Here is a 19,997-nt window from a genome sequence, read left to right as displayed (position 1 = left end):
TAGTCTAGCCATCTGCTAAAAGACTCTTCGGAGCCCTTCGACGGATCTCCATAGAGCCGCGCAGCATTCTCGCCAAGGATGCGCGGCTAACGCCAAGTTTTTTGCCCTTGAGCAGCGCCGGACTGGTGATCTCCGGTGCACCGAAGAGCTTGAAGACAAAACCGTTGATCGCGGCGGAGACGATGACAGTGTCAGCGCCTTGCAAGGCCGCTTGCACAAGACCCGACCCAGAAAGCGAAGCGATCTCCAGATCCTTGGCAATCAACGCGCGCGGCGACACCCTTTTCTCCGACTAATCGAGCGTGCTCAGCAGCTTGCCGTAGCCCTTGATCTCCGCCTTGATGCCCAGCTCTTTCAACGGCCACCAAATTTGGCCGATGGAGCTGCTCACCACCGGTTTGCCAAGATCATCCTCCAGCGGCTGGATGATCGTCAGCGCCGGCCACGCCGATGAGGTCATCAGGACAGCGTCAGCGCCGGGATATTTCTTCCCGACCGCGCGCACATGGCGATAGACTTGAGTCGGCGAGAGCATCGCCTTCTCCAGTGAAGTCATGCCAGTGTCAAGGGACTCGACGCCCACGACGTCGAATCCTTCGGACTTCAGAAAAGCTCGCACCAATTCGTTGTGTGCCTGAATAAACGAGGTCGCCACCGCGACCTTGTGCGCGCCGAGGTGCTTCAGCGCATCGGCAAACGACTGCGGGCTGGTGCCCACCGGCACCGGGATACGCTGGCGATATTTTTTGAGCAACGCCGCGTGGCGCTCGACGCCGTTGGCCAACACCAGCGGCGCGCCGCTGAGCGTGATGTGATCGACGCGGGTCTGAAGCAAGTCTTCGAATGCGGTGTCGAAGCGCTCCCACGAGGCGGCGACTTGGCTAGACTCGCGCGCATCGCGAATCACCAGATTCGTTGTCACGAACGTCACACCCTCCGGCGCAACGCGGTAAAATTCATAGGGCAATATCTCGGCGCACGCCGTAGGGGAAATGTTGCCGACCCGAGCACGCCAGCCGTACATAGAGCCTCCTCAATGCAAAAGCGATTATTAGCGCGATACGCGCGCCTGGTAAAGCAAACTGATTTATGGTTTTTTTGCGCTCGTCTCGGGGGAGAACCGTGATACGACCAAACGTTTAAGGCCTACAGCAAAGATGGCACGGCCTCGGTGAAAGGCATTGAAAGTGTGTTGGAGATTGCGCGCCAGGGCGGAGCCGCGAAAGGGGTTACGGTCGCCGATGTGGTGGATTTTACTCTGTTGAGAGATGCCCAGGCAGCACTTAAAACACGCTGACCAAGAACAAGCAGGGAACCGAGAGAAACTTCCGGGCGATCTTTTTGCGGGATCTTTTTAGCGACTATTTTCCGGCGATCTTGCGCTTGCCGACCATACCCGCTGCGATCATGCCGACGCCCACTAGGAGCAGGCCATTCGACACTATCGAGGCGTCGTCCTCTTTCGCCGCTGGATCGGACAATTGTGAACTGCGGTTTGCCTCGGTCCCGGCCGTGCCAGAGGTTGCGTAAAAGCCCGCAGCACCGAGAACTGCAAGTAAAGCTACGACAACTGCCACAAGTTTAACCAAAGATACCCTCGACGTGAATTTATGGGAAGTTGACACAGCAACACTCGTACCGTTTCACGCAGCTTCTCGATGGTTGAGTCGCCCCGCTCAGAAACCTCAACTTGTCTCACAGTAACAGCTAGTTAGCTATGCTGTGGCATCGATCGATCTGGCTGTGGAACTGGGCGCCTTCGGGCATTTTTGCGCCGCACTGTGCTTGGCTTTACATTTCGGGCTACCCAATGACAATTTATCCACCGAAATCTGGCATTGCGTCATGCTTATCCATCGCTCAGTTGATCTCTCAACCTGGAGTGCGTACAGATGAGGCTCGATGAACAAGACTCAATCTTTGCGAGAGGCAATCTCAACTCACGTCGAGGACGGCAACTCAGTCACCATGGGCTGCGCGCTAGAGTCGCTGATTCCGTTTGCGGCGAGCTACGAAATTATTCGCCAAAAGAAAAAAGAGCTCACGCTGATCTGTCCCATCTCAGACATCCAGTTCGACCAATTGATCGGGTCCGGCTGTGCAAAAAAAATCATCGCGTCCTGGGTCGGCAACGTCGCCGCCGGGCTAGGCCACAACTACCGGCGCGCTGCCGAAGCGGACATTCCGCATGCCATCGAGATCGAAGAGCACTCCAACTTCACCATCGGACTTGGCCTGCAGGCAGCGGCCATGGGCTTGCCCTTCCTGCCAACGAAGTCGGTGCGCGGCTGTGACTTCGCTCACGACAAACAGTTCAGCCGAGTAACCTGCCCTTTCACCGGCAAAGAACTGCTAGCTGTCCGCGCGATTCATCCCGACGTGGCGATCCTGCATGTGCAGCGGGCCGACGGCGAGGGCAATGCCCATGTCTGGGGCAATTTCGGTGTCATGCGCGACGCTGCCTTTGCCGCCAAGCGGGTCATTCTCACCTGCGAAGAGATCGTCGATCATGCAACTATTCTCGCCGACCCCAACCGCACGGCGATTCCCGGCTTTGTCGTTTCAAGCGTCGTCCACGTTCCCTTTGGCTCCCACCCATCGCCCTGCCAAGGCTATGCCCGGCGCGACGACGAATTTTACTTCGACTATCACAAGGCGACGCGCAGCCGTGAAGGCTTCGAGCAGTGGTTGGATAAATTCGTCTACGGCGTTGCCGACCATACGGCGTTTCTCTCACGGCTCGGCCAAGAGCGCGTGGAGCATCTAAGGCCGCAAGGAAACCTGCTTGCACCGACGGTGAGCTTCAATTACTAATCGGAAAAACTATACAGGAGGCATCCATGAAAACCGTAGCAACCGCAAAACTGTCCCAGGAAGGCTGCGACATCATCGTCAACGCCGCCGTCGAAAAGGCCAAGGAGCTTAAACAGATCGGCAGCATCTGCATCGTCGACGCCGGCGGCCATCTGATGGCCTTTAAGCGCATGACCAATGGCCGCACGCATAACGTCATGATCGCGCTCGCCAAGGCGCGCGGCGCCGCGCTCACCACCGCAGCCACTGGCAAGACCGGGCGCGACGGCAGCGAAATCCCCGACCACCAAGTGCTGGCGCAAACCCTCGCCGTTGGCCCCGGCTGGTTTGTCAGCATCGAAGGCGGCCTACCCGTCACCGTTGACGGCCAATGCATCGCCGGCGTCGGCTTCAGCGGCGCGCCCGCGGCCGTGGATCGACAGATCGTGCAGGCTGGAATTGACGCGTTCAATAAAGCGTAGAAACGTTTGGCGTCTAGCGTCTGGGGTCTAGCGTTCCGGAACTCCAAACCCTAAACGCTAGACTCTAGACGACAAACAAGTGAGCTACACTCGCAAAGAACTAATGGTCGCCGCCGCGGCGCGCGAGATCCGCGACGGCGACATCGTGTTTGTCGGCATGCGCCTGCCCTTGCTGGGTTTCGCGGTGGCGAAAGAAACCCATGCGCCCAATGCGTTGGGCGTTTTTGAGAACGGGGTCATCCGCGACCGGCCGGCATTGCAGTCAATGTTCACCATGAGCGATCCGCCCAACGTCGCGCAGGCGCTCTCCTGCGGCGCCTTGAACGATGTGATGTATCTCTTGCAATCAGGCCGGGTAAATCTGGGCTTTATTGGCGGAGCTGAAGTCGATCGCTTCGGCAATCTGAACACCCACTGGGTCGCAGACAACGGCAAGCGCACGCGGCTGCCCGGCAGCGGCGGCGCCGCCGACATCGCCACTATGGCACAGCGCTGCATCATTATTATGAACCACGAGCGACGCCGCTTCGTGCCCAAAGTGCGCTACGTCACGTCCCCCGGCTTCGGCGCGGGCGGCGATTGGCGGGCGCGCCACCGGCTGCCCGGCGGCGGCCCGCGCCGCATGATCTCCAGCATGGGCGTGTTTTCGTTCGATGCCGAGAACCATGAAATGATGTTGAGTTCGTACCATCCGGGTGTGAGCGTCGACGACATCAAGAAAGAAACGGGTTGGCCGCTGCAAGTTGCACCGGACGCGCGAGAGACGACGCCCCCGAGCGCTGCCGAACTTGCCGCCGTGCGTAAGTACGATCCCAAGGGTGTTTGGACTTCCTGACGCATATCATGCCGAGGCAAAACCGAGGAATCTCTCCTGCAAATTCACATCAACCTCGTCTGCTAACATGGCCTTACTTCTCACCGACAACGACGTCCAACAACTCCTGACCATGACCGACGCCATCGACGTTGCTGAGCTGGCGTTACGCGAGCTGCATCAAGACAAAGCCGAAAATCGCCCGCGTCATCAATTCTACGCCAACAGTCAGCCGCCCGATGCGCTGTTCATGATGCGCCATTTTCAGGGCGCGATTCCCAAACTCGGCGTGATGGGTCTGCGCGTCACGACTGACGTGATCGGCACTGGCGCGCACAAGCCGGAGCTGCGATCGTTTGGCAGTTTCATGCTGTTCGATTTGAACACTGCCGGACTCCTAGCGATCTTCCACGATCATGAGCTGCAGCGCATGCGCGTCGGCGCCGAGACCGGCGTTGCAGCACGCTATCTGGCGCGCGCCGACGCCAAGACCGTCGGATTGCTCGGTGCGGGCTATCAAGCCGAAACCCAGTTGGCAGCCGTTTGCGCCGTGCGTCCAATCGAAAAGGTGCGGGTCTACAGTCCAACGTCATCTCGGCGCAGCGATTTTGCACAGCGCATGTCGAAGCAGTTGGGAATATCGATGACGCCCGTCGAATCGGCGCGCCAGGCGGTCGAAGAGGCCGACCTTGTGCTCGCCAGCACCAATGCTTCGGTACCGGTCCTCGACGGCGACTGGCTCAAGCCCGGCTGCCACCTCACCTCCATCGTCAACAGCGACCGGAAAGTTCCGCGGCGCGAATTGGACAATCGAACGTTCGCGCGCGCGAGTCTAGTCGGCCTAGGCTCCATCGAACAGAGCAAACAGGACCACGCCGCCGACATCTTTGGAGCCATCGATGCCGGCGCGCTTTTCTGGGAATGGGTCTGCGAGATCGGTGACGTGATCGTGGGCAAGGCTCCGGGACGAACCGATGATCGTCAGATCACGGTCTACAAAAACAATGGGCTGGCGATTGAGTTTGTCGCGCTGGCATGGAAAACTTTCATGCTAGCTCAACAGCGCAGTCTCGGTGAACAAGTTCCAGCGCATTATTTTTCCGGGCGGCGAACCAAATAACAAGTGAAAGACCCTTCGCACTGCGAAGGCATTGGCAGCACCCAGCGTCTAAAGTGGATAAGGAGGACGAAATGAACCCCAACGCGGCGCTACTGTGTGCCCGTTGGGCCGTCAGCGAGGAAGGCCAGCGCGTCTACGCTCAAGCCGGGGAGACCCCGGCCCATCCCAAAGTCGCACCTTTGGAAAAAGTCCGGCCAGCAACGCCCCATATGCCGTCCATCGACGACCTCAAAGAGTTTCCGCGCTACGAGAAAATTTGGCAGGAACTCTTTCAGATTCGTTGAAAACCCGTTTCTGCAATCCGTCCCGAATAGAAAAACGGGCCGCGTGGATTTTTTCCGCGCGGCCCTTGCCATAACGCGGGCGCGATCAATCGCGCCCCTACATCCGGATTTCTATTTTGCGTCTTTTGCGTTTTTTGCGGCTAATTCCAAACCCGTTGAAACTTGAACGGCGCGCGCAGCGCACACTACGCTTCAAGTTTCGCTGAATTGATCACCACCGCTTCCACCGGCACGTCGTCGTGATAACCTTTTCGCCCGGTCTGGACTTTCTCTATGGAGTGCACCACCTCCATGCCCCCGATCACTTTGCCAAAGACCGCATAGCCAAACTCCGCCGGTGACTGGCTTTTGTGATTGAGGAAATCGTTGTTCTTAACGTTGATGAAAAACTGCGACGTCGCGCTGTCGACCACGTTGGTGCGCGCCATGGCGATGGTGCCGAGGTCATTTTTCAAACCATTGCCGGCTTCGTTCTTAATCGGCGCTTTGTTTTTCTTCTCATTCATACCGCTGTCCATGCCACCCCCCTGGATCATAAAGCCAGGAATCACACGATGAAAAATTAAGCCGTCGTAGTGGCCGTCATTGACGTAGTCGACAAAGTTTTTCGTCGTGATCGGCGCGTTGGCGGCGTCGAGCTCGATACGGATATTGCCCTTGCTGGTGGACATATTGACGATCGGATTTTTTGTCTCTGCCATAAACCCCTCCTGTGTGATCCGTACGGTCTAACATCTTTCCTGACGAAAACCGAGCGAAAATCCGCAACCCGAAACTTTGAACCCGGAACTTTTTTTTTAGGCGGCTATGCGATATGGGTTGGCAAACAAAGTCTCGTGGGAGTGAAAGGAGCAGTTATGGCGAGCGATCGAAAAATCGAAGGCATCCTGATGCCAATGCCGGTGGCGTTCAAACATGATGGTGCCATCGACCACAAAGCGACCGATGCGATCATCGATTTTTACTTGGATGCGGGCGTGCACGGTTTTTTTCCCTTGGGCACCCATGGCCAAGGCATGGTGATGGAAATCGACGAGCGCAAGAAAGTTGCCGAGCAGATCGTCAACCGCGTTAAAGGCCGGGTCCCCATCGTCATGCATATCGGCACGGCGAACACGCTGTCGTCCTGCGATCTCGCCAAACACGCCGCCAGCCTCGGCGTCGACGCCATCGGTGTGGTGCCGCCCTACTACTATCCGCACGACGACTGGGAAGTGTACGCCCACTACAAAGCCATCGCCAAGTCAGTGCCCGGCACGCCGATGTTCATCTACGACAACACCGAGACCACCTGGGTGGAAATCACGCCGGCGAAGGCCAACAAAATCATCGAAGAGATCGCGCCCAATCCGCTGGCCGGCATCAAAGTTTCATTCATTCCTTTCGACAAATTGCTCAACTACGTCTATCAGCTGCCGAAATCGGTGGGTGTATTCCCCGGCGGTATCTTCTCGCTCTACTCCGGCTACTCGGTCGGCGTGCGCGGCGCCATCCACCCGCCGACGACTCCGTTTCCGGAAATTTGCGTTAAGATGTACGAGGCGCTGAAATCCGGCGATCTCAAAACGGCACAGCAGCAGCACGATCTGCTCACCCGCATCATGCAGGTGGTCGGCAAATATCTGCGCAGCCATGGCCGCGGCGTGTTCTGCGAGTTGATGAAGCTGCGCGGCCTGCCGGTGGAACGCTTCCCGCGCTGGGCAACGCCGCCGTTCTCAGAAAAGGACGTCGCCGATCTGAAACAAGGACTCGCAAACGCGGGGTTCAAAGCCTAAGCGGCCAAACGTTCCTCAGAAATCGTAGGGTGGGTTGAGGCAACCAGCCGATACCCACCGCCGAAAAACGATGGGTCTCGCTAGCGCTCAACCCACCCTACGCTGGGACTAGCAAATGAATCAGGAACCCATTCCATTAGAAATTGGCAAGCAGCTTTCGCCCGCCGAGGCAAAGGCTTACACCGACGCGCTCAAGTCGCGCATGTACGCGCGCTGGAATGGAAAAATTTTCGGCGGCGCGTTCATGCGCGATCTCGAGGCCGGCAAGCTGCCAATGGAGACGCTTAAGCTCTTTTGGCGCCATTGGTACAGCTACCCGGTGGAAGTAAACAATTTTCACCTGATCATCTACCAGCGCCATCAAGGCATCTTTGCGCGCCATCGCGATCTGCTGGCGCCCTACGTCGGCAAGATCAGCGATGAGCTCGTCAACCCGAGAATCCCCGGCCACATCGAGGTGCTGATCGAGCAGGGAGAATTTCTCGGTGTATCGCGCGACGAGATGGTCAACTGCCAAGTCTTTGCCGAGTGCCGCGCGCTCACGGAATTCGCCCGCGGTCTGGTTTACGAAGGCAGCATGATAGAGTGGTGGGCGCGCTCGTTGAACGAAGAAATGTTCGGCCACTGGGCGGCGCGCTGGCGCAATGCGTTATTGAATAAATATGGCGTCAAGGAGCCCGACCTGCATTATTTCGCCGTGCATGAAGAAGCCGACTTGCATGAGCACTTGGACGGCCTGATGGCCCACGGCGAAGTGGCGCAGCAAGTCTTCGAGCGGCTGTTGCGAGACGGCAACACCTGGTACCGCCCAGGCTGGGGGCCGGAATATTGCTGCTTGACCAACGCCGACTGCGTCGCGATGTTTCACGATGGTATTTACAATCACTCCAAAGAGCTGGGACATTTTTGATTTTAGAATGACTCGCCACGAAGTATACGAAGGTCGGAAGAAGGATTTCTTCTCTTTCCTTCGTGCTCTTCGTGACCTTCGTGGTGAATGATTTAAACACACAATGCCATTCCAAGATTTACGCTAATTCATCCACGCCGCCCGTGAATTGGGCCAGGTCAAAGATATCCACGGCGCGCACTGGAACCTTGAGATCGGTGGGCTGACCGAGCTGTTCGCTTTCAAAGAGCCCTCTCCGCTAGTGCTCTTCGACCAAATTCCTGACTACCCGGCGAACTTTCGCGTCGCGTCCAATCTGGTCAACACCCCGAGCCGTTCGAGTTTGACCGACGGTATGCCGCCCGACGCCAAACCGATCGAGCTGATCGCGCGCTGGAAAGAGTTGCTGAAAGGCGTCAAGCCGATGCCGCCACGGGTGGTGTCGAGCGGGCTGATTTTGGACAACGTCAAAAGCGGCGCCGACGTCGACATGCTCATGTTCCCGGCGCCGCACTGGCACGAGCTCGACGGCGGCCGCTACATTGGCACCGCCGATTGCGTGATCACCGGCGAGCCCGAAGCAGGCGGCTGGGTCGACGTCGGCATCTATAGCGTCCAGGTGCACGACAAAAACACTCTCGGCCTTTACGTTTCGCCCGGACACCACGCGCGCATCATGCGGGAAAAGTATTGGGAGAAGGGCAAGAACTGCCCGGTGGTCGTCACCTTCGGCCAGGACCCGCTGTTGTTTCTCGTCGCCGGGCAGTCGATGCCCTACGGCATGTCTGGATTAGACTACTACGGCGGCCTGCGCGGCAAGCCGACAGACGTGATTCGTGGCGAGCTCACCGGCCTGCCGATTCCTGCAGGTAAAGGAAAAGATTTCAAATAAATGGCAAGAAGAATTAAAGTAGATTTTTAGTTTGGCTGACACCCCCTGCTGCCCATCGATGCCGCCCGGTAGGCGCCTCGGTCCGAGACGCTGATTTCGTATCCCCAGGACCACGATAACTCCCCAAAAGATAAGCGAATCTTTACGGGAGGCTTGACTCATGCGCCCAAGATGATAGACAGCCGGAAGTGTTATGATCCGCAAGTTTTTGAACATTTTCCAAGGAAACCGATGAAGAACCTTCTCGCCTTTAGTGCTGCGGCGCTCGGCTGTTTTTTACTCGCCCTCTATGCGGCACAAACCAGACGCGATTCCATCCAGGAGGATTTGTGGCTGCGCACTAAAAACGCGCTCGCTTCAATCCCCATCAGAAATCTTGTCATCAGCGCCGACGGCCGCGAAATTACCCTGCGCGGTCAAGTAACCAGCGAGAGAGCGAAGCGCGACGCGAACCTGGTTGCTAACCATACCTACGGGGTCCATACCGTGACCAATCTGCTTGAGGTGGCACGCGCCAACGCTGCTATAGTGCCGCCGCCCGCCGCTCCACCGACCTCCGCCGCAACCGAGTGTCAAGAAGAATTTAACGCGGCGTTGCGCAACCAGCAGATTCAATTTGAACCGAGTTGGTACGCGATTCAGCCGGCAAGCTTGCCGCTACTTGACGGATTGGTCGAAGTTGCGCGAAAATGTCCCAGCGTGAAAATTGAGATCAGCGGACACACCGACCCAATCGGCGTTTTGGAGGCCAACATTGCGTTGAGCAAAAACCGCGCCCAGGAGGTTGCAAATTACTTGATCGTAAAGGGCATACCCGCGGACCGCTTGGTGGTCGTCGGACATGGCCCGAACAAGCCCATCGCCGACAACGCTACTCCCGAAGGGATGAAGAAGAACCGGCGCATCGATTTCAACGTGATCTCACGGTGAACACAACGGGGGCGAACAGAAAGGAGTTCTCGTGTTCTATCTAGTTCAACACATTTGGTTTTGCTTGTTGCTGGCAGCGGCTCTAGGAGCGTTTCTTATGTACCTCTTGCGCGCCTGGAACAAGGAGGAAAAGGCCAGCGAAATGGTGATCGGTTGGGAAGCGCGCTTAGAAGCGCTCAAAAATGAAAACAGTCAGTTGAAGGCACAACACCAGGTTGCCGCGGCCAAGGCGTCCCTGCTGACCGGCCTGCAGTCTGACATCGACCGTTACAAACATGACTACGAGACCCTGGCGGTACAACATCGTGAAGCTGACGAGACGTGGTCCAACAAGATCAGCGCCATTGAAGGCCAATCGCGGGAAGCAACCGCCGCCTTGGAAGGACAGCTGAGCAAACTGCGCAATGAGTTTGCGAGCTTAGCCAATGAGCGCGAAGCCTTGACGGGCAAACTCGATGAAGCGGCGCGGCGCAGCACCGCGTTGGAGAACGACCTGCGCGAGGCGCAGGAAAAACTCGCCGAGTCGTCGACGCGCAGCGCCAACCTTGAAGCGCAGGCCAACGAGACACGGATTCGCCTAAGTGCGGTCACCAGTGAATACGATCGATTGCGCGAGACGAGCCGCGAGCAGACCACCGCTCAGCAAGAAAACCAGCGCCTGCAAGAGCGCCTGGCCGCCACCCAGCGGGAGTTGGCGGCGCTGCGCGCTGACATGGGGAGCGCCGAAGCCGTGCAAAATGAGTGGCGCGACAAGTGGCACGAAAGCGAGGCTAAACAGGCTCGTGCGCAGAGCGAGATCGAGGCGCTGCAAGCGCGGCTGCAAAACGCCTCGAACAGCGACCACGAAAAAAGCAAATGGCAGAGCGAAGCGGCAACCCTGGCAAACCGCATGGCCCAGTTTGAAGCGCAGGCCAATGAAACTCAGTCACACATCAGCTCTCTGACCCGTGAAAAAGAGAGCTTGCTTGAACAGCTGCAGGCGGCGGCGCAGCGCGCACCGGCCAGGCTTGAAAATCAAGACGAGCTAGTTGAGCGCGTGGCCAGAGCTGAGCAAGAAGCTGCTAACTTAAAGACCACCTATCCACTGCAAGTTTCCTGCAAGACGAATGGCGTGCCAAGTGGCGCGAAGCTGAAGCCAAATGCGCAGCCGCGCAGGAGCAGCTTGCGCACTCGACTAACGGGGCTTCGTCAGCCGCCTTGACTGCCGAGAACACCAGACTGCAGAGCGAAATTGGCAGCTGGTCTTCAAAATAGACCTTGCTGCGCGCCGAGGCCGACCTGCAGATGGCCAAGATCAAAGACTTAACCGACCGTCTGACGGATACCCGGGGCGACCACGATGTGGCGCACCACGACGATCGCGACAATGGCTGGAGAATCAAATAGCGGAGAAGCCAATTCCTGCTAGGGCACGCGCAGCAGAACAATTCCCGAGAGGACTAAACGATTCCCGTAGCGGCCTTGAAAGTCAGCCGTTCATCGAAAAAATACAACGCGGCTGCCAAAGCCAGAGCCGCTTCCAAGCCGAGCACAACGGTGTAACTTGCCCCGAGGTCCTCGTGGCGCATGGCCCAGGCTTGGATCAAAGCGCCAATCGAGATGGCGCCGATCAAAGCCAGCGTCGGTTGCCAGCGAGTCAAACCAAGGGAATATTTCATCATCGCCCCACCGACAACGTACAACATCGCTGCCACTGCGTAGAGTGCTAATGTCTTCATGACCTTGCCACCATTTTAGGACCGTCCTAGTATCCTTAGACGCATCCTCGTCACGGGCAACGAAAAACACCTAAAGCTGGGAGACGCGATACTCCTTAATTCGCGCCGGAGAGGCGGATAACTTGTTTCGGACTTGCCAAGAAGCACTCGCTGAACCAGCGTTTTGCTAGATAACAAGTTAGCAGAGTGCGCTGCGAAGCGTCAAGCAAGCGGCTGGGCGACAACGCCCGCTATTCGCGCACGCCTACTTGTCCGCCCAGGGCGCGAGCAATGAGCGCGGCACCCACCACCAGGGCGACGATGATCACCGCCACCACCGTGGCCTTTTCGAATTCCGCGCCGGCGGCGAAGTCTAGCATCAACAAAGACAACGTGCGCGACTTACCAGAGCCCAGCAAAACCACCGTGCTGATGTCCCGTGCGGCGGAAATAAACCCAACCAAGGCGACCGTCACCATCGCTGGCGTGATTAACGGCATGACAACGCGGCGAAAGGTATGCAGCCAGGTGGCGCCGCAGACCTTCGACGCCTCTTCCAAATCAGTGCCCAATTGAATCAGGACGCTTTTGATCATCTGTGTGCCAAAGGGCATGCTTTTGATCACCATGGCGATCATCAGAATGTAGATCGTGCCATAGATCGGCAGAAAGATTTTGGTTTGCAAAAAGGTCCAGAGCAAGGCCACCCCGAGCAGAATGCCCGGCACCGACCAAGGCAGCCAGGAAAGAAAATCCAACAGGCCGCGGCCGGCATAGCGGGTTTTCACCACCACGTAAGCGATCACCGAGAAAAACAACACGCCGATAAGACCGGAGCCGATACCGATCGCCAAGGTATTCCATAGCGAGCGCATCAACACGGGATCACTCAACGTGGCGCGCCAATTATCCAGCGTCCAGGGCTCGGCGATATTGAAAAAACCGAAGAGCTTCATGAACGTGCCCAAGACCAACAACGTCGTCGGCACCAGCGTAATGAACACCGCAAAGAACAACACCAGAAAAAACGCCGGCCAGCGCCACTTACCGAGCGGCGTCGGACGAATGCTAAAACCACGGCCGGTAATCGTTTCGTAGCTGCGTTTGCCAATGTATTTACGCTGCAGCGCAACCATCAACAGCAGCACGCCTAAAAACACCGTGCTGAGCGCCATGGCCGGAGCAAACTGGGGCGGCTCCCAGGTCACTAACTCATGGATCTTGGTCGAGTAGACTTGCAAGCCAATCGGCGTGCCGAGCAGAAGCTCGATCTCGAAAGCTTCCAACGAGCGAATCAGTCCTAAGATGGTCGTCACCAGAATCGCCGGCATCATGACCGGAATGACAATACGAAAAAACGTGTGGGCACCGCTGGCGCCGGAAATCTTCGAAGCCTCCTCCAGCACCGCGTCGAGATTGCGAAACGCCGGCGCTAGCAGCATGACTTTGACGCTGACCGAGCCGCCCATGTGGGCCCAGACGATGCCCCAAAAGGAATAGATGTTGAAGATCGGCTGGCTGATCAAGCCGGTGCTGATCAAGCCCTGATTGAGCAGACCGTACTTAGGATCGAGCAGGAGAATCCAACCCATGGTTTCCGGCAGCGCCGGGAGGAAAAACGAGAGCCAGAAAAGAAACTCCAGCGTGCCCTTCATTGGGATATCGGTGCGCGCCACCAGCCAGGCAAAGAAAGCGCCGATCAAGAGCGCAATCGCTTGCCGGGTCACCGCCAGCGTCACGGTGTTGGTCATCGCCTTGACGATGCCCGGCGTGGTAAACGCTTTGATCCAACCGTCGATGCCCCAGATAATCGGCTGCCCGGGGCGGGCGGTTTGAAAACTATTGAGGATCATCAAGAACAACGGCGTCAGCACCAAGAAGCCCACCACCACGATCAGCACGATCACCAACGGCGGCGGCATGTGAATGAACCGCGAACGGAGCACCGCCGGCCGCTCCAACACGCCGGCGGGTTCTAAGACTTGGGATTTTTCACTCATGAAGTACCTGCGTTGTTACGCAGTTATACGGAGGAAGGCGCGACTCGTCAATCACTGCTTGCTGGCGCTATTCGGCGATCGCGTTGGCGGTCCGACGCTTTGGCAAGATACCGTTCTTGGCCAACTCATCTTCATACATGCGGCGGATCGATGGATCGTCGCCATGAAGCTCATGCAAGCTCCCGGGATTGGCCACGGCGTTGGCGCCGTCATTGCGCCGGCTGAGAGGAAACTCTTCGCTGCCGCAAAAAAAAGCCAGGGTCTGCGCCGGCTCCGCGCCGATGTTGAAGTGTTGGTGGAACCAGTTGGGCGGCGGGCTAAAAACACTGCCGGGTGCCCAATCCAATCGCACCACTTGGTCGGACAAACCATTCTTGTAGGGCTGGGTGCCCAGATGGCTCGGCCACATGAGCGAATACCCCGATGAGCGCAGAATCACCAACACCACGCCGCCGCTGCGGCAGTGCGCCTTGCGATAGCGTCCCACCGGCCACTCGACCAGTTGGCCGATCAAACTATTCTTCGCCATCTCGAACCGGGCGATCTTGACGCGCCGCTTTCTGCCGCCGGGATGCGCCAGCGCCGGCACGTCGGGAATAAAGTTGGACTGGTGGACCCATTCACGCTGGCTCAAGCCGAGAAAGCGGCCATCGCGCGATTCGAAATAGCCCAGGTCGCCATCGAAGCGCTCGTTGAACGAAAACTCGTTGTGAAAAACAAATTGCTCGTTGCGATAGTGATCGAGCGCCACCGGCGCGGTTGTCACCGCTAGAAACAACGCCGGCTGATCCGACTGATTCATCAGCCGATGCAGCGTGTTCAGCGGCGGCGAAAACAAACTGCCGGCGCGCCAGAGAATACTGCGCGGCACCTGATCGCGTTGTTGAAACTCGGCGACGCCCTCCCCTTGAAACATGTAGATCATTTTTTCGTAGAGGTGGCGTTCGGGAAGCGTCGTGCCACCGGGCGGAATTTTCCCTGCGCACAAGCCGAGCACGCCGTCGGAGCCGTAGAATAGGAAGTAAGCCCCGTCACAACCCAGGCGGCGCCAGGGTGCCATCTTGACTGCGAGGATCGAAGAAACACCAAAGTCCGTAACCACCGGCACGCCTTCACCGCTGACGAAGCGCTCATAGGGGCTCTTCGCTCTGAGTGACGGCTGAATCGACGGCAACTTAGAATCCATATTCCTTCCAGCGTCGCTTGATACGTTCGGTCATGGGGTCGGAGATGGCTGTGCCGACGGCCGGATAACGGTTGCCGCCGTATTGCTCCTGGGGCTGGAGCTGCCAGTTGATCGTCGCATCGATCAACATGCGCGTCCACGAGCCATGGCCATATTTCACCGAATTGCGATCTTCCAATGGCACGCTCGGATCGAGCATGGAGCCGCCGGTACCGGCGAAAAACGACACATCGCCAAGCCCCGCGTTAACCCGATAGCAAAGCGCCCACTCGATGGCTTCCCAGTCGTGAATGTCGATATCTTCATCGACGACGATGACGTGCTTAGCGGCATAATTGCCGAGGTGGCAACCCCACAGCGCGTTGGCGACTTGCTGGGCATGGCCGCGGTGAGATTTACGAATCTGCACGCGCATGGTCTCGGGCCACTTGCCGCGCCAGACTCCCGTAATATTGGGCACGCCAGCCTGTTCCAGATAGTGCCAGGCCATCGCCGAAAATGTCGCCGGCGTCCAGGTCGTCCCTTCGTTAGTCCGACCTGGGCTCGCCCCGGTTAAGCAACCGTGAAAAATCGGATCGTTGCGATAGCTGATCGATTCGACGCGAATCGTGTGTTTGGGCGATTTGCTGCCGCCGTAGTAACCCGGATACTCGCTGAACGGGCCTTCGAGGGTGTGGGTTTTCGGATCCGGCGACACATAACCTTCGAGCACCAGCTCAGCGCTGGCAGGCACGAGTAGATCGCTCAACTCGCACTGCACCAACTCCACCGGGGCGCCGCGCAGCGAACCAGCCATCTCGTATTCGGGGTAATTGACCGGCGTCGACGCGGCGAGAAACAGAGTCTGATCCCAGCCGATGACAACCGCCACCGGCATCTCCTGATTACGCGCTTTGTACTTGCTGAAATGTTTGCCCCAACCCTGCGTCATCGCCAGCAACACACCGATGGTATTCTTACCGGTGATCATGCCGCGATACGTGCCGCCGTTGAGCACCCCGGTGTCGGGATCGCGCGTGACCACCGTTGCCGAGGTCATGATATAGCGGCCGCCGTCGAGGGGATTCCATTTCGGCACCGGCATCTGATCGAGATCGATGTCCTTGCCGCGCAAGATATTTTCTTTGATCGGACCGCTGGCGACGTTGACCGGCTTCACCGGTCGGGAGAAACGATCTTTGAAGATCGGCACCATATCGCGGTAGGAGGTTGATTCCGGCACACCGATAAAGCGGCAAACCCGCTCGCGCGTGCCGGTACCGTTGGTGAACAGACGATGGCAGAAGGTATTTTCGTGACCTTTGATGTTTTCGAATAGCAGCGCCGGCCCTTCGTGGGATGAGACTTCGCGTGTGATCGCGCCGATCTCCTCGTCCCAGTCGACCTCGGCGCTGATGCGCTTTAAATCGCGCCGCTCGTCGAGATCGTCAATCCAGTCGCGCAGGTCTGCAAATGCCATGTGTGGAACCTCATGATAGGTACGATAAGACTGCGACCGCTGCCGATTCTCGCTTCCTCTCCCTCTGAGAGAGGATTCAGGTGAGGGCGCCGCGCAACGCGCGGGCTCACCCAAGAAGTTTCCGCGCAAACGCCGCCGCCGGCTCTCGGATCTTGTTAATCTTCTCCTCCGATTGATTTTCGTACTTGTGAAACTCCGCCGGCTGCAAAAAATCCTTCGCGGCGATGACGCCGTACTCGCGCAACCATTTGGTATCGATCTCGTGACGCCGGCTGCCGACGCCCATGCCGCGGGCAAAGGTTTCTTGACCGTCGCGGCTGAGCAGCCAATTGACAAATACCTTCGTCGCGTTGGGATGCGGATTGTTTTTTAAAATCGTCAGATGACCGTAGCCGCCGCTGATATAAAGCCCCTCTTTCGGCACCGGCAGCGGCGTCACCGGCAGATTGGCCTTGATGAACGGCTGGAACTCCGAATAGCCGATGCCGGAGGTGACGGCGATTTTTCCGCGTGCCAAGTTCTCCGCCAGCAAGCGCAGGTCGCGGGTGATGAACAGCTTTTGCGCGACAAATTTCTTTAGCCACTCTTCACCCTTGATGTGGTGCATGTACGACCACATGGACGAGCCCGACCCCGGCGTGCGCGGGTCGCTGATACCGATCTTGCCGGCTAATTTAGGATTCAATAAATCGTCGAAGGACTTAAACTCGCTCGGCTTGTATTGATTGGGGTCGCTCCACAGGCTCACGGTCTGATAAGCGACGAAGTTGTAGACGTACTTCTTGGCATTATCGATGTAGATATGGCCTCCCCACCAATGCTTGGGTTCGCGCACTTCCGGCAAAATCAGATAGGGATCGACCTCGTCGAGAATGTTTTCCGGCAACATGCCGGTTACGACCGACTCCGTACCGCCGATGTGAAGATCGAAATATTTCGTGCCCGCCTTGGCTTCGCTGATAATGCGCTGGACCACCGCGCCGCCGCGCGCCGGAACAAATTCCGTGGCGATGCCGTAGCGGCGCGTAAAGGCGATTTCCATGAGCTTGCGCAGCTCCGGCGTCGGCGGTATCGAAGCGACTACTTTGCCTTCTTTTCTTGCCGCTTCGACGATTTTGTCCCACTCAGCTGCCTTGGACTGCGCCGCGCTCTGCGAAGGCAAACCAACGGCAAAAGCCATGGCCAAGAAAAACATCTGTGCCATCGAGCGGATAGTCGCCATATCTTTTTCTCCCAAAGAATTCTCTCTATCTATCGAGGAGTTTCCGCGCCAGCGCGGCGGCGGGCTCGCGCAAACGAGTGATCTTGTCTTCCGATTGATTCTCGCGCTTGTAATACTGTTCCAGCGTCAAGTAATCCTTGGCCGCCAGCACACCCACGTCGCGCAGAGATTTCGTGTCGACGTCGAGGCGGCGCGTCCCTTGCTGCATGGCCCGGGTGTAGACTTCCTGGCCTTCACGGCTCAAAAACCAGTTGAGGAATAGTTTGGTGGCGTTTGGATGGGGCGCGTTTTTGAGCGCGACCACGTGACCGCTGCCGCCGCTGACATAGACGCCTTCTTTAGGCACTGACAATGGTTCGACCGGCAGCCCGGCTTTGACGAAGGGCGCATAGGAGTAATAGGTCAAGCCGATGGCGACACTGAGCTTACCCTTGGCGAGGATCTCGGCCAGGACGCGTTGGTCACGGCTGAGCGCGAGCTTCTGGCCGGCAAACTTGCGCAGCCACTCTTCACCTTTAATCTCGCGCAGCCACGACCACATGGAGGCGCCGGAGCCGGGCGTGCGCGGATCGAGATAGCCGATTTTGCCCTTGAACTTTTCGTCGAGCAGATCATCAAAGGAACGCGCCTCTTCGGCTTTGATCATCTGCGTGTTGTGCCACAGACTGATGGTCTGGTAGGCCAAGCTGCCATAGATAAATTTCTTCGCGCCATCGACCCAGATATGGCCGCCCCACCACTGTTTGGGATCTCTCACCTCGGGCAGCACCATGTGGGGCTCAAGCGGGTCGAGGATGTTTTCCGGCAGCATCCCGGTAACGATCGACTCACTCCCACCCATGTGCAGATCCGTGTAACGGACGCCGGCCTTCGACTCCTCGATCATCTTGCGCACTAGAGTAGAAGCCCGGCCCACCAACGGCTCGACGTCGATGCCGTAGCGTTTCTCAAAAGACTTCTCGATCGCCGCTCGCAGCTCATTGCTGGCCGGCATCGAGACGACGACTCTGCCTTCTTTCTTGGCCAGCTCGATGGTCCTGTCCCATTCCGCTTGCCAATTGGGCTTGGCCGTTTGCCCAGAGGCAACAAATGGGAGGACAAAGATAACCCAAAGGACAACGGCCGCGACCTTCTCAAAAAAGTGGTGTTTGTGCATCAGTTCGTCCAGCGGGCGGGTCTCAGACCCGCCCCTACAGTCGATCCTAATCTCTGCGCCCCCTGCGCCTCCGCGCGAGACAATTCCAGATTCCGAACTTTGCGTCCTTTGCGCCATTGCGCGAGATAAATCCGATTCCGATTTTGCGCCTTTTGCGCTTTTTGCGGTTAATTTCTCCACCTCACAACCCCGCGTAGCTAAACGGCGGCATTTCCGACGGCACGCCAAGTTTTTTGATGGCGTTTTCGAAATCGATCCGAATCTGCGGATCTTCGTCCTCGTACTCGATCAACGTACCGCCCTCGCGGGTGCTGGTGCGCACGCCTTCTTTGTTGATGGCGCGCCAACAGCCGAGCAGATATTTTCCCGACTGGCCGCTATAGCGAAACGCCAACTGGCGCGCTTGTTCTTTGCCGGTGTTGAAATGTTGATGGAACCAGCCGCTCGGTGGGCTCAACACGCTGCCCTCGCGCCAATCGACGCGCACGACTTTATCGGCGAAGCCGTTGCGATAGGGCCGCAGGCCTGCTTCCTGCGGCCACATCAGCGTGTAGCCCTCGGAGCGCAGGATCAAAAGAATCGCGCCGCCCTGGTGAAAATGCGCTTTGTGATAGCGCCCCACCGGCCATTCGGCGATGTGGCCCACGAGAGTGCTGCCGCCCATGTCGAAGGAAGTGATCTTCACGCCGAAGCCCTTGGCTTCCGACGGATCGACCAACGCGCCGCGGGCGTCGGCGATGAAGTTGGTCTCCCAATTGATGAAGCCGCCCAACTCTTTGCGAGTGTTTTTCGGCACAAAGTAATCGCTCTCGGCATCGAAGCGATCGCCAAACTTGTAATCGCTGCCCATGACGAACGGCAGATTGTGCAGCAGGTCGATCATCAGCGGCGCGCTGGTGACCGCGAGAAAAAACACCGGTTCTTTACTGCCATTGATCAGGCGATGGCGCGTGTTGAGCGGAATCGCGAAGAGACTCCCCTGCTGCCACTCAAAGTGCATCCTGCGCTTCTCATCCCCTGGCGACCAGATCTCGGTCGCGCCGACGCCTTCAATGATGTAGATCAGCTCTTCATAAAGATGATGCTCGGGATGGAGCGCGCCGCCTGGCGGAATCTCGCCGACGTACATGCCGGTGAAGCCTTCCATGCCATTGAGCTCGATGTACGCGCCTTTGCCGCCGGTGCGTTTCCATGGACCGAGCGTCAACTCTCTGACGTCGGTGACGCCGTAGCCGTCGACGACCGGGATACCCTCTTCTGCCAACCAGAACTCGTAGCTGGTTTTGCGCTTCGCCATG

Annotated in this window: 21 protein-coding genes; 10 read left to right on the top strand and 11 right to left on the bottom strand. The window is 57.8% G+C overall.

Annotated features, from left to right (window positions below; genetic code table 11):
• Positions 1-4: 4 nt before the first annotated feature.
• The 3 genes from FJ145_14245 to FJ145_14235 form a co-directional block, all read right to left on the bottom strand.
• Positions 5-280: a hypothetical protein gene (locus FJ145_14245; GenBank protein ID MBM4262576.1), complete on the bottom strand. Its 276-nt coding sequence runs from the start codon at positions 278-280 to the stop codon at positions 5-7.
• A gap of 12 nt (positions 281-292) precedes the next feature.
• A complete protein-coding gene (locus FJ145_14240; protein ID MBM4262575.1) occupies positions 293-1,024 on the bottom strand; it encodes a hypothetical protein in 732 nt (243 codons plus the stop codon).
• Positions 1,025-1,361: 337 nt separating this feature from the next.
• Positions 1,362-1,589 carry a hypothetical protein gene (locus FJ145_14235; protein ID MBM4262574.1) on the bottom strand — a complete coding sequence of 76 codons (228 nt, stop codon included), beginning with the start codon at positions 1,587-1,589 and terminating at the stop codon, positions 1,362-1,364.
• A gap of 313 nt (positions 1,590-1,902) precedes the next feature.
• Between FJ145_14235 and FJ145_14230 the strand changes: the two genes are divergently transcribed.
• The 5 genes from FJ145_14230 to FJ145_14210 all read left to right on the top strand — a co-directional run bounded on the left by FJ145_14230 (position 1,903) and on the right by FJ145_14210 (position 5,493).
• Entirely contained in the window at positions 1,903-2,814 is a 912-nt protein-coding gene (locus FJ145_14230) for a CoA transferase subunit A (GenBank protein ID MBM4262573.1), read from the top strand.
• Positions 2,815-2,840: 26 nt separating this feature from the next.
• Positions 2,841-3,275 carry a heme-binding protein gene (locus FJ145_14225; GenBank protein ID MBM4262572.1) on the top strand — a complete coding sequence of 145 codons (435 nt, stop codon included), beginning with the start codon at positions 2,841-2,843 and terminating at the stop codon, positions 3,273-3,275.
• A 103-nt stretch (positions 3,276-3,378) separates the two neighbouring features.
• The gene (locus tag FJ145_14220; protein ID MBM4262571.1) at positions 3,379-4,110 is read left to right on the top strand and encodes a CoA-transferase; all 732 of its coding nucleotides are present in this window, start codon (positions 3,379-3,381) and stop codon (positions 4,108-4,110) included.
• Positions 4,111-4,177: 67 nt separating this feature from the next.
• Positions 4,178-5,209, top strand: coding sequence for an ornithine cyclodeaminase family protein (locus tag FJ145_14215; GenBank protein ID MBM4262570.1), 1,032 nt, complete (start codon positions 4,178-4,180; stop codon positions 5,207-5,209).
• Positions 5,210-5,280: 71 nt separating this feature from the next.
• On the top strand, positions 5,281-5,493 hold the full coding sequence (locus FJ145_14210) for a hypothetical protein (GenBank protein ID MBM4262569.1): 213 nt from the start codon (positions 5,281-5,283) through the stop codon (positions 5,491-5,493).
• 185 nt (positions 5,494-5,678) lie between these two features.
• Here the strand turns inward: FJ145_14210 and FJ145_14205 are convergent, their stop codons facing one another.
• Complete coding sequence (locus tag FJ145_14205) at positions 5,679-6,194, bottom strand: peptidyl-prolyl cis-trans isomerase (protein ID MBM4262568.1); 516 nt, start codon at positions 6,192-6,194, stop codon at positions 5,679-5,681.
• 156 nt (positions 6,195-6,350) lie between these two features.
• Between FJ145_14205 and FJ145_14200 the strand changes: the two genes are divergently transcribed.
• The 5 genes from FJ145_14200 (at position 6,351) to FJ145_14180 (ending at position 11,180) form a co-directional block, all read left to right on the top strand.
• On the top strand, positions 6,351-7,268 hold the full coding sequence (locus FJ145_14200) for a dihydrodipicolinate synthase family protein (protein ID MBM4262567.1): 918 nt from the start codon (positions 6,351-6,353) through the stop codon (positions 7,266-7,268).
• A 115-nt stretch (positions 7,269-7,383) separates the two neighbouring features.
• Complete coding sequence (locus tag FJ145_14195; GenBank protein MBM4262566.1) at positions 7,384-8,178, top strand: hypothetical protein; 795 nt, start codon at positions 7,384-7,386, stop codon at positions 8,176-8,178.
• A 130-nt stretch (positions 8,179-8,308) separates the two neighbouring features.
• The gene (locus FJ145_14190) at positions 8,309-9,049 is read left to right on the top strand and encodes a UbiD family decarboxylase (GenBank protein MBM4262565.1); all 741 of its coding nucleotides are present in this window, start codon (positions 8,309-8,311) and stop codon (positions 9,047-9,049) included.
• 171 nt (positions 9,050-9,220) lie between these two features.
• Positions 9,221-9,979 carry a BON domain-containing protein gene (locus tag FJ145_14185; GenBank protein MBM4262564.1) on the top strand — a complete coding sequence of 253 codons (759 nt, stop codon included), beginning with the start codon at positions 9,221-9,223 and terminating at the stop codon, positions 9,977-9,979.
• 97 nt (positions 9,980-10,076) lie between these two features.
• Positions 10,077-11,180, top strand: coding sequence for a hypothetical protein (locus tag FJ145_14180; protein ID MBM4262563.1), 1,104 nt, complete (start codon positions 10,077-10,079; stop codon positions 11,178-11,180).
• 238 nt (positions 11,181-11,418) lie between these two features.
• On the opposite strand, the gene FJ145_14175 is transcribed toward FJ145_14180, so the two are convergent.
• From FJ145_14175 to FJ145_14145, 7 genes are all read right to left on the bottom strand, one after another.
• Positions 11,419-11,697 carry a hypothetical protein gene (locus tag FJ145_14175; protein ID MBM4262562.1) on the bottom strand — a complete coding sequence of 93 codons (279 nt, stop codon included), beginning with the start codon at positions 11,695-11,697 and terminating at the stop codon, positions 11,419-11,421.
• Between the two features lie 230 nt (positions 11,698-11,927).
• Positions 11,928-13,676, bottom strand: coding sequence for an iron ABC transporter permease (locus tag FJ145_14170; protein ID MBM4262561.1), 1,749 nt, complete (start codon positions 13,674-13,676; stop codon positions 11,928-11,930).
• A gap of 67 nt (positions 13,677-13,743) precedes the next feature.
• Positions 13,744-14,862: a hypothetical protein gene (locus FJ145_14165; GenBank protein ID MBM4262560.1), complete on the bottom strand. Its 1,119-nt coding sequence runs from the start codon at positions 14,860-14,862 to the stop codon at positions 13,744-13,746.
• A complete protein-coding gene (locus FJ145_14160; protein MBM4262559.1) occupies positions 14,852-16,321 on the bottom strand; it encodes a UbiD family decarboxylase in 1,470 nt (489 codons plus the stop codon). Before FJ145_14160 ends, FJ145_14165 begins: the two co-directional genes overlap by 11 nt.
• Before the next feature lie 106 nt (positions 16,322-16,427).
• Positions 16,428-17,543: an extracellular solute-binding protein gene (locus tag FJ145_14155; protein MBM4262558.1), complete on the bottom strand. Its 1,116-nt coding sequence runs from the start codon at positions 17,541-17,543 to the stop codon at positions 16,428-16,430.
• A gap of 25 nt (positions 17,544-17,568) precedes the next feature.
• Positions 17,569-18,816, bottom strand: coding sequence for an extracellular solute-binding protein (locus FJ145_14150; protein MBM4262557.1), 1,248 nt, complete (start codon positions 18,814-18,816; stop codon positions 17,569-17,571).
• Between the two features lie 64 nt (positions 18,817-18,880).
• Positions 18,881-19,996, bottom strand: a complete 1,116-nt coding sequence (locus FJ145_14145) for a cupin domain-containing protein (protein ID MBM4262556.1) — start codon at positions 19,994-19,996, stop codon at positions 18,881-18,883.
• Position 19,997 lies beyond the last annotated feature (1 nt).

It is taken from the genome of Deltaproteobacteria bacterium (assembly GCA_016874755.1).
Taxonomy (GTDB): domain Bacteria; phylum Desulfobacterota; class Binatia; order UBA9968; family UBA9968; genus DP-20.
Note: the sequence above shows the minus strand (reverse complement) of the source record. Positions and strands in the feature narration are given on the sequence as shown.

Bases quoted from the DNA above. Each gene is read 5' to 3' on its own strand.
- FJ145_14240 (MBM4262575.1), bottom strand. From the start codon at position 1,024: ATGTACGGCTGGCGTGCTCGGGTCGGCAACATTTCCCCTACGGCGTGC.
- FJ145_14230 (MBM4262573.1), top strand. From the start codon at position 1,903: ATGAACAAGACTCAATCTTTGCGAGAGGCAATCTCAACTCACGTCGAG.
- FJ145_14225 (MBM4262572.1), top strand. From the start codon at position 2,841: ATGAAAACCGTAGCAACCGCAAAACTGTCCCAGGAAGGCTGCGACATC.
- FJ145_14220 (MBM4262571.1), top strand. From the start codon at position 3,379: ATGGTCGCCGCCGCGGCGCGCGAGATCCGCGACGGCGACATCGTGTTT.
- FJ145_14215 (MBM4262570.1), top strand. From the start codon at position 4,178: ATGGCCTTACTTCTCACCGACAACGACGTCCAACAACTCCTGACCATG.
- FJ145_14210 (MBM4262569.1), top strand. From the start codon at position 5,281: ATGAACCCCAACGCGGCGCTACTGTGTGCCCGTTGGGCCGTCAGCGAG.
- FJ145_14205 (MBM4262568.1), bottom strand. From the start codon at position 6,194: ATGGCAGAGACAAAAAATCCGATCGTCAATATGTCCACCAGCAAGGGC.
- FJ145_14200 (MBM4262567.1), top strand. From the start codon at position 6,351: ATGGCGAGCGATCGAAAAATCGAAGGCATCCTGATGCCAATGCCGGTG.
- FJ145_14195 (MBM4262566.1), top strand. From the start codon at position 7,384: ATGAATCAGGAACCCATTCCATTAGAAATTGGCAAGCAGCTTTCGCCC.
- FJ145_14185 (MBM4262564.1), top strand. From the start codon at position 9,221: ATGATAGACAGCCGGAAGTGTTATGATCCGCAAGTTTTTGAACATTTT.
- FJ145_14180 (MBM4262563.1), top strand. From the start codon at position 10,077: ATGTACCTCTTGCGCGCCTGGAACAAGGAGGAAAAGGCCAGCGAAATG.
- FJ145_14175 (MBM4262562.1), bottom strand. From the start codon at position 11,697: ATGAAGACATTAGCACTCTACGCAGTGGCAGCGATGTTGTACGTTGTC.
- FJ145_14170 (MBM4262561.1), bottom strand. From the start codon at position 13,676: ATGAGTGAAAAATCCCAAGTCTTAGAACCCGCCGGCGTGTTGGAGCGG.
- FJ145_14165 (MBM4262560.1), bottom strand. From the start codon at position 14,862: ATGGATTCTAAGTTGCCGTCGATTCAGCCGTCACTCAGAGCGAAGAGC.
- FJ145_14160 (MBM4262559.1), bottom strand. From the start codon at position 16,321: ATGGCATTTGCAGACCTGCGCGACTGGATTGACGATCTCGACGAGCGG.
- FJ145_14155 (MBM4262558.1), bottom strand. From the start codon at position 17,543: ATGGCGACTATCCGCTCGATGGCACAGATGTTTTTCTTGGCCATGGCT.
- FJ145_14150 (MBM4262557.1), bottom strand. From the start codon at position 18,816: ATGGCGCAAAGGACGCAAAGTTCGGAATCTGGAATTGTCTCGCGCGGA.
- FJ145_14145 (MBM4262556.1), bottom strand. From the start codon at position 19,996: ATGGCGAAGCGCAAAACCAGCTACGAGTTCTGGTTGGCAGAAGAGGGT.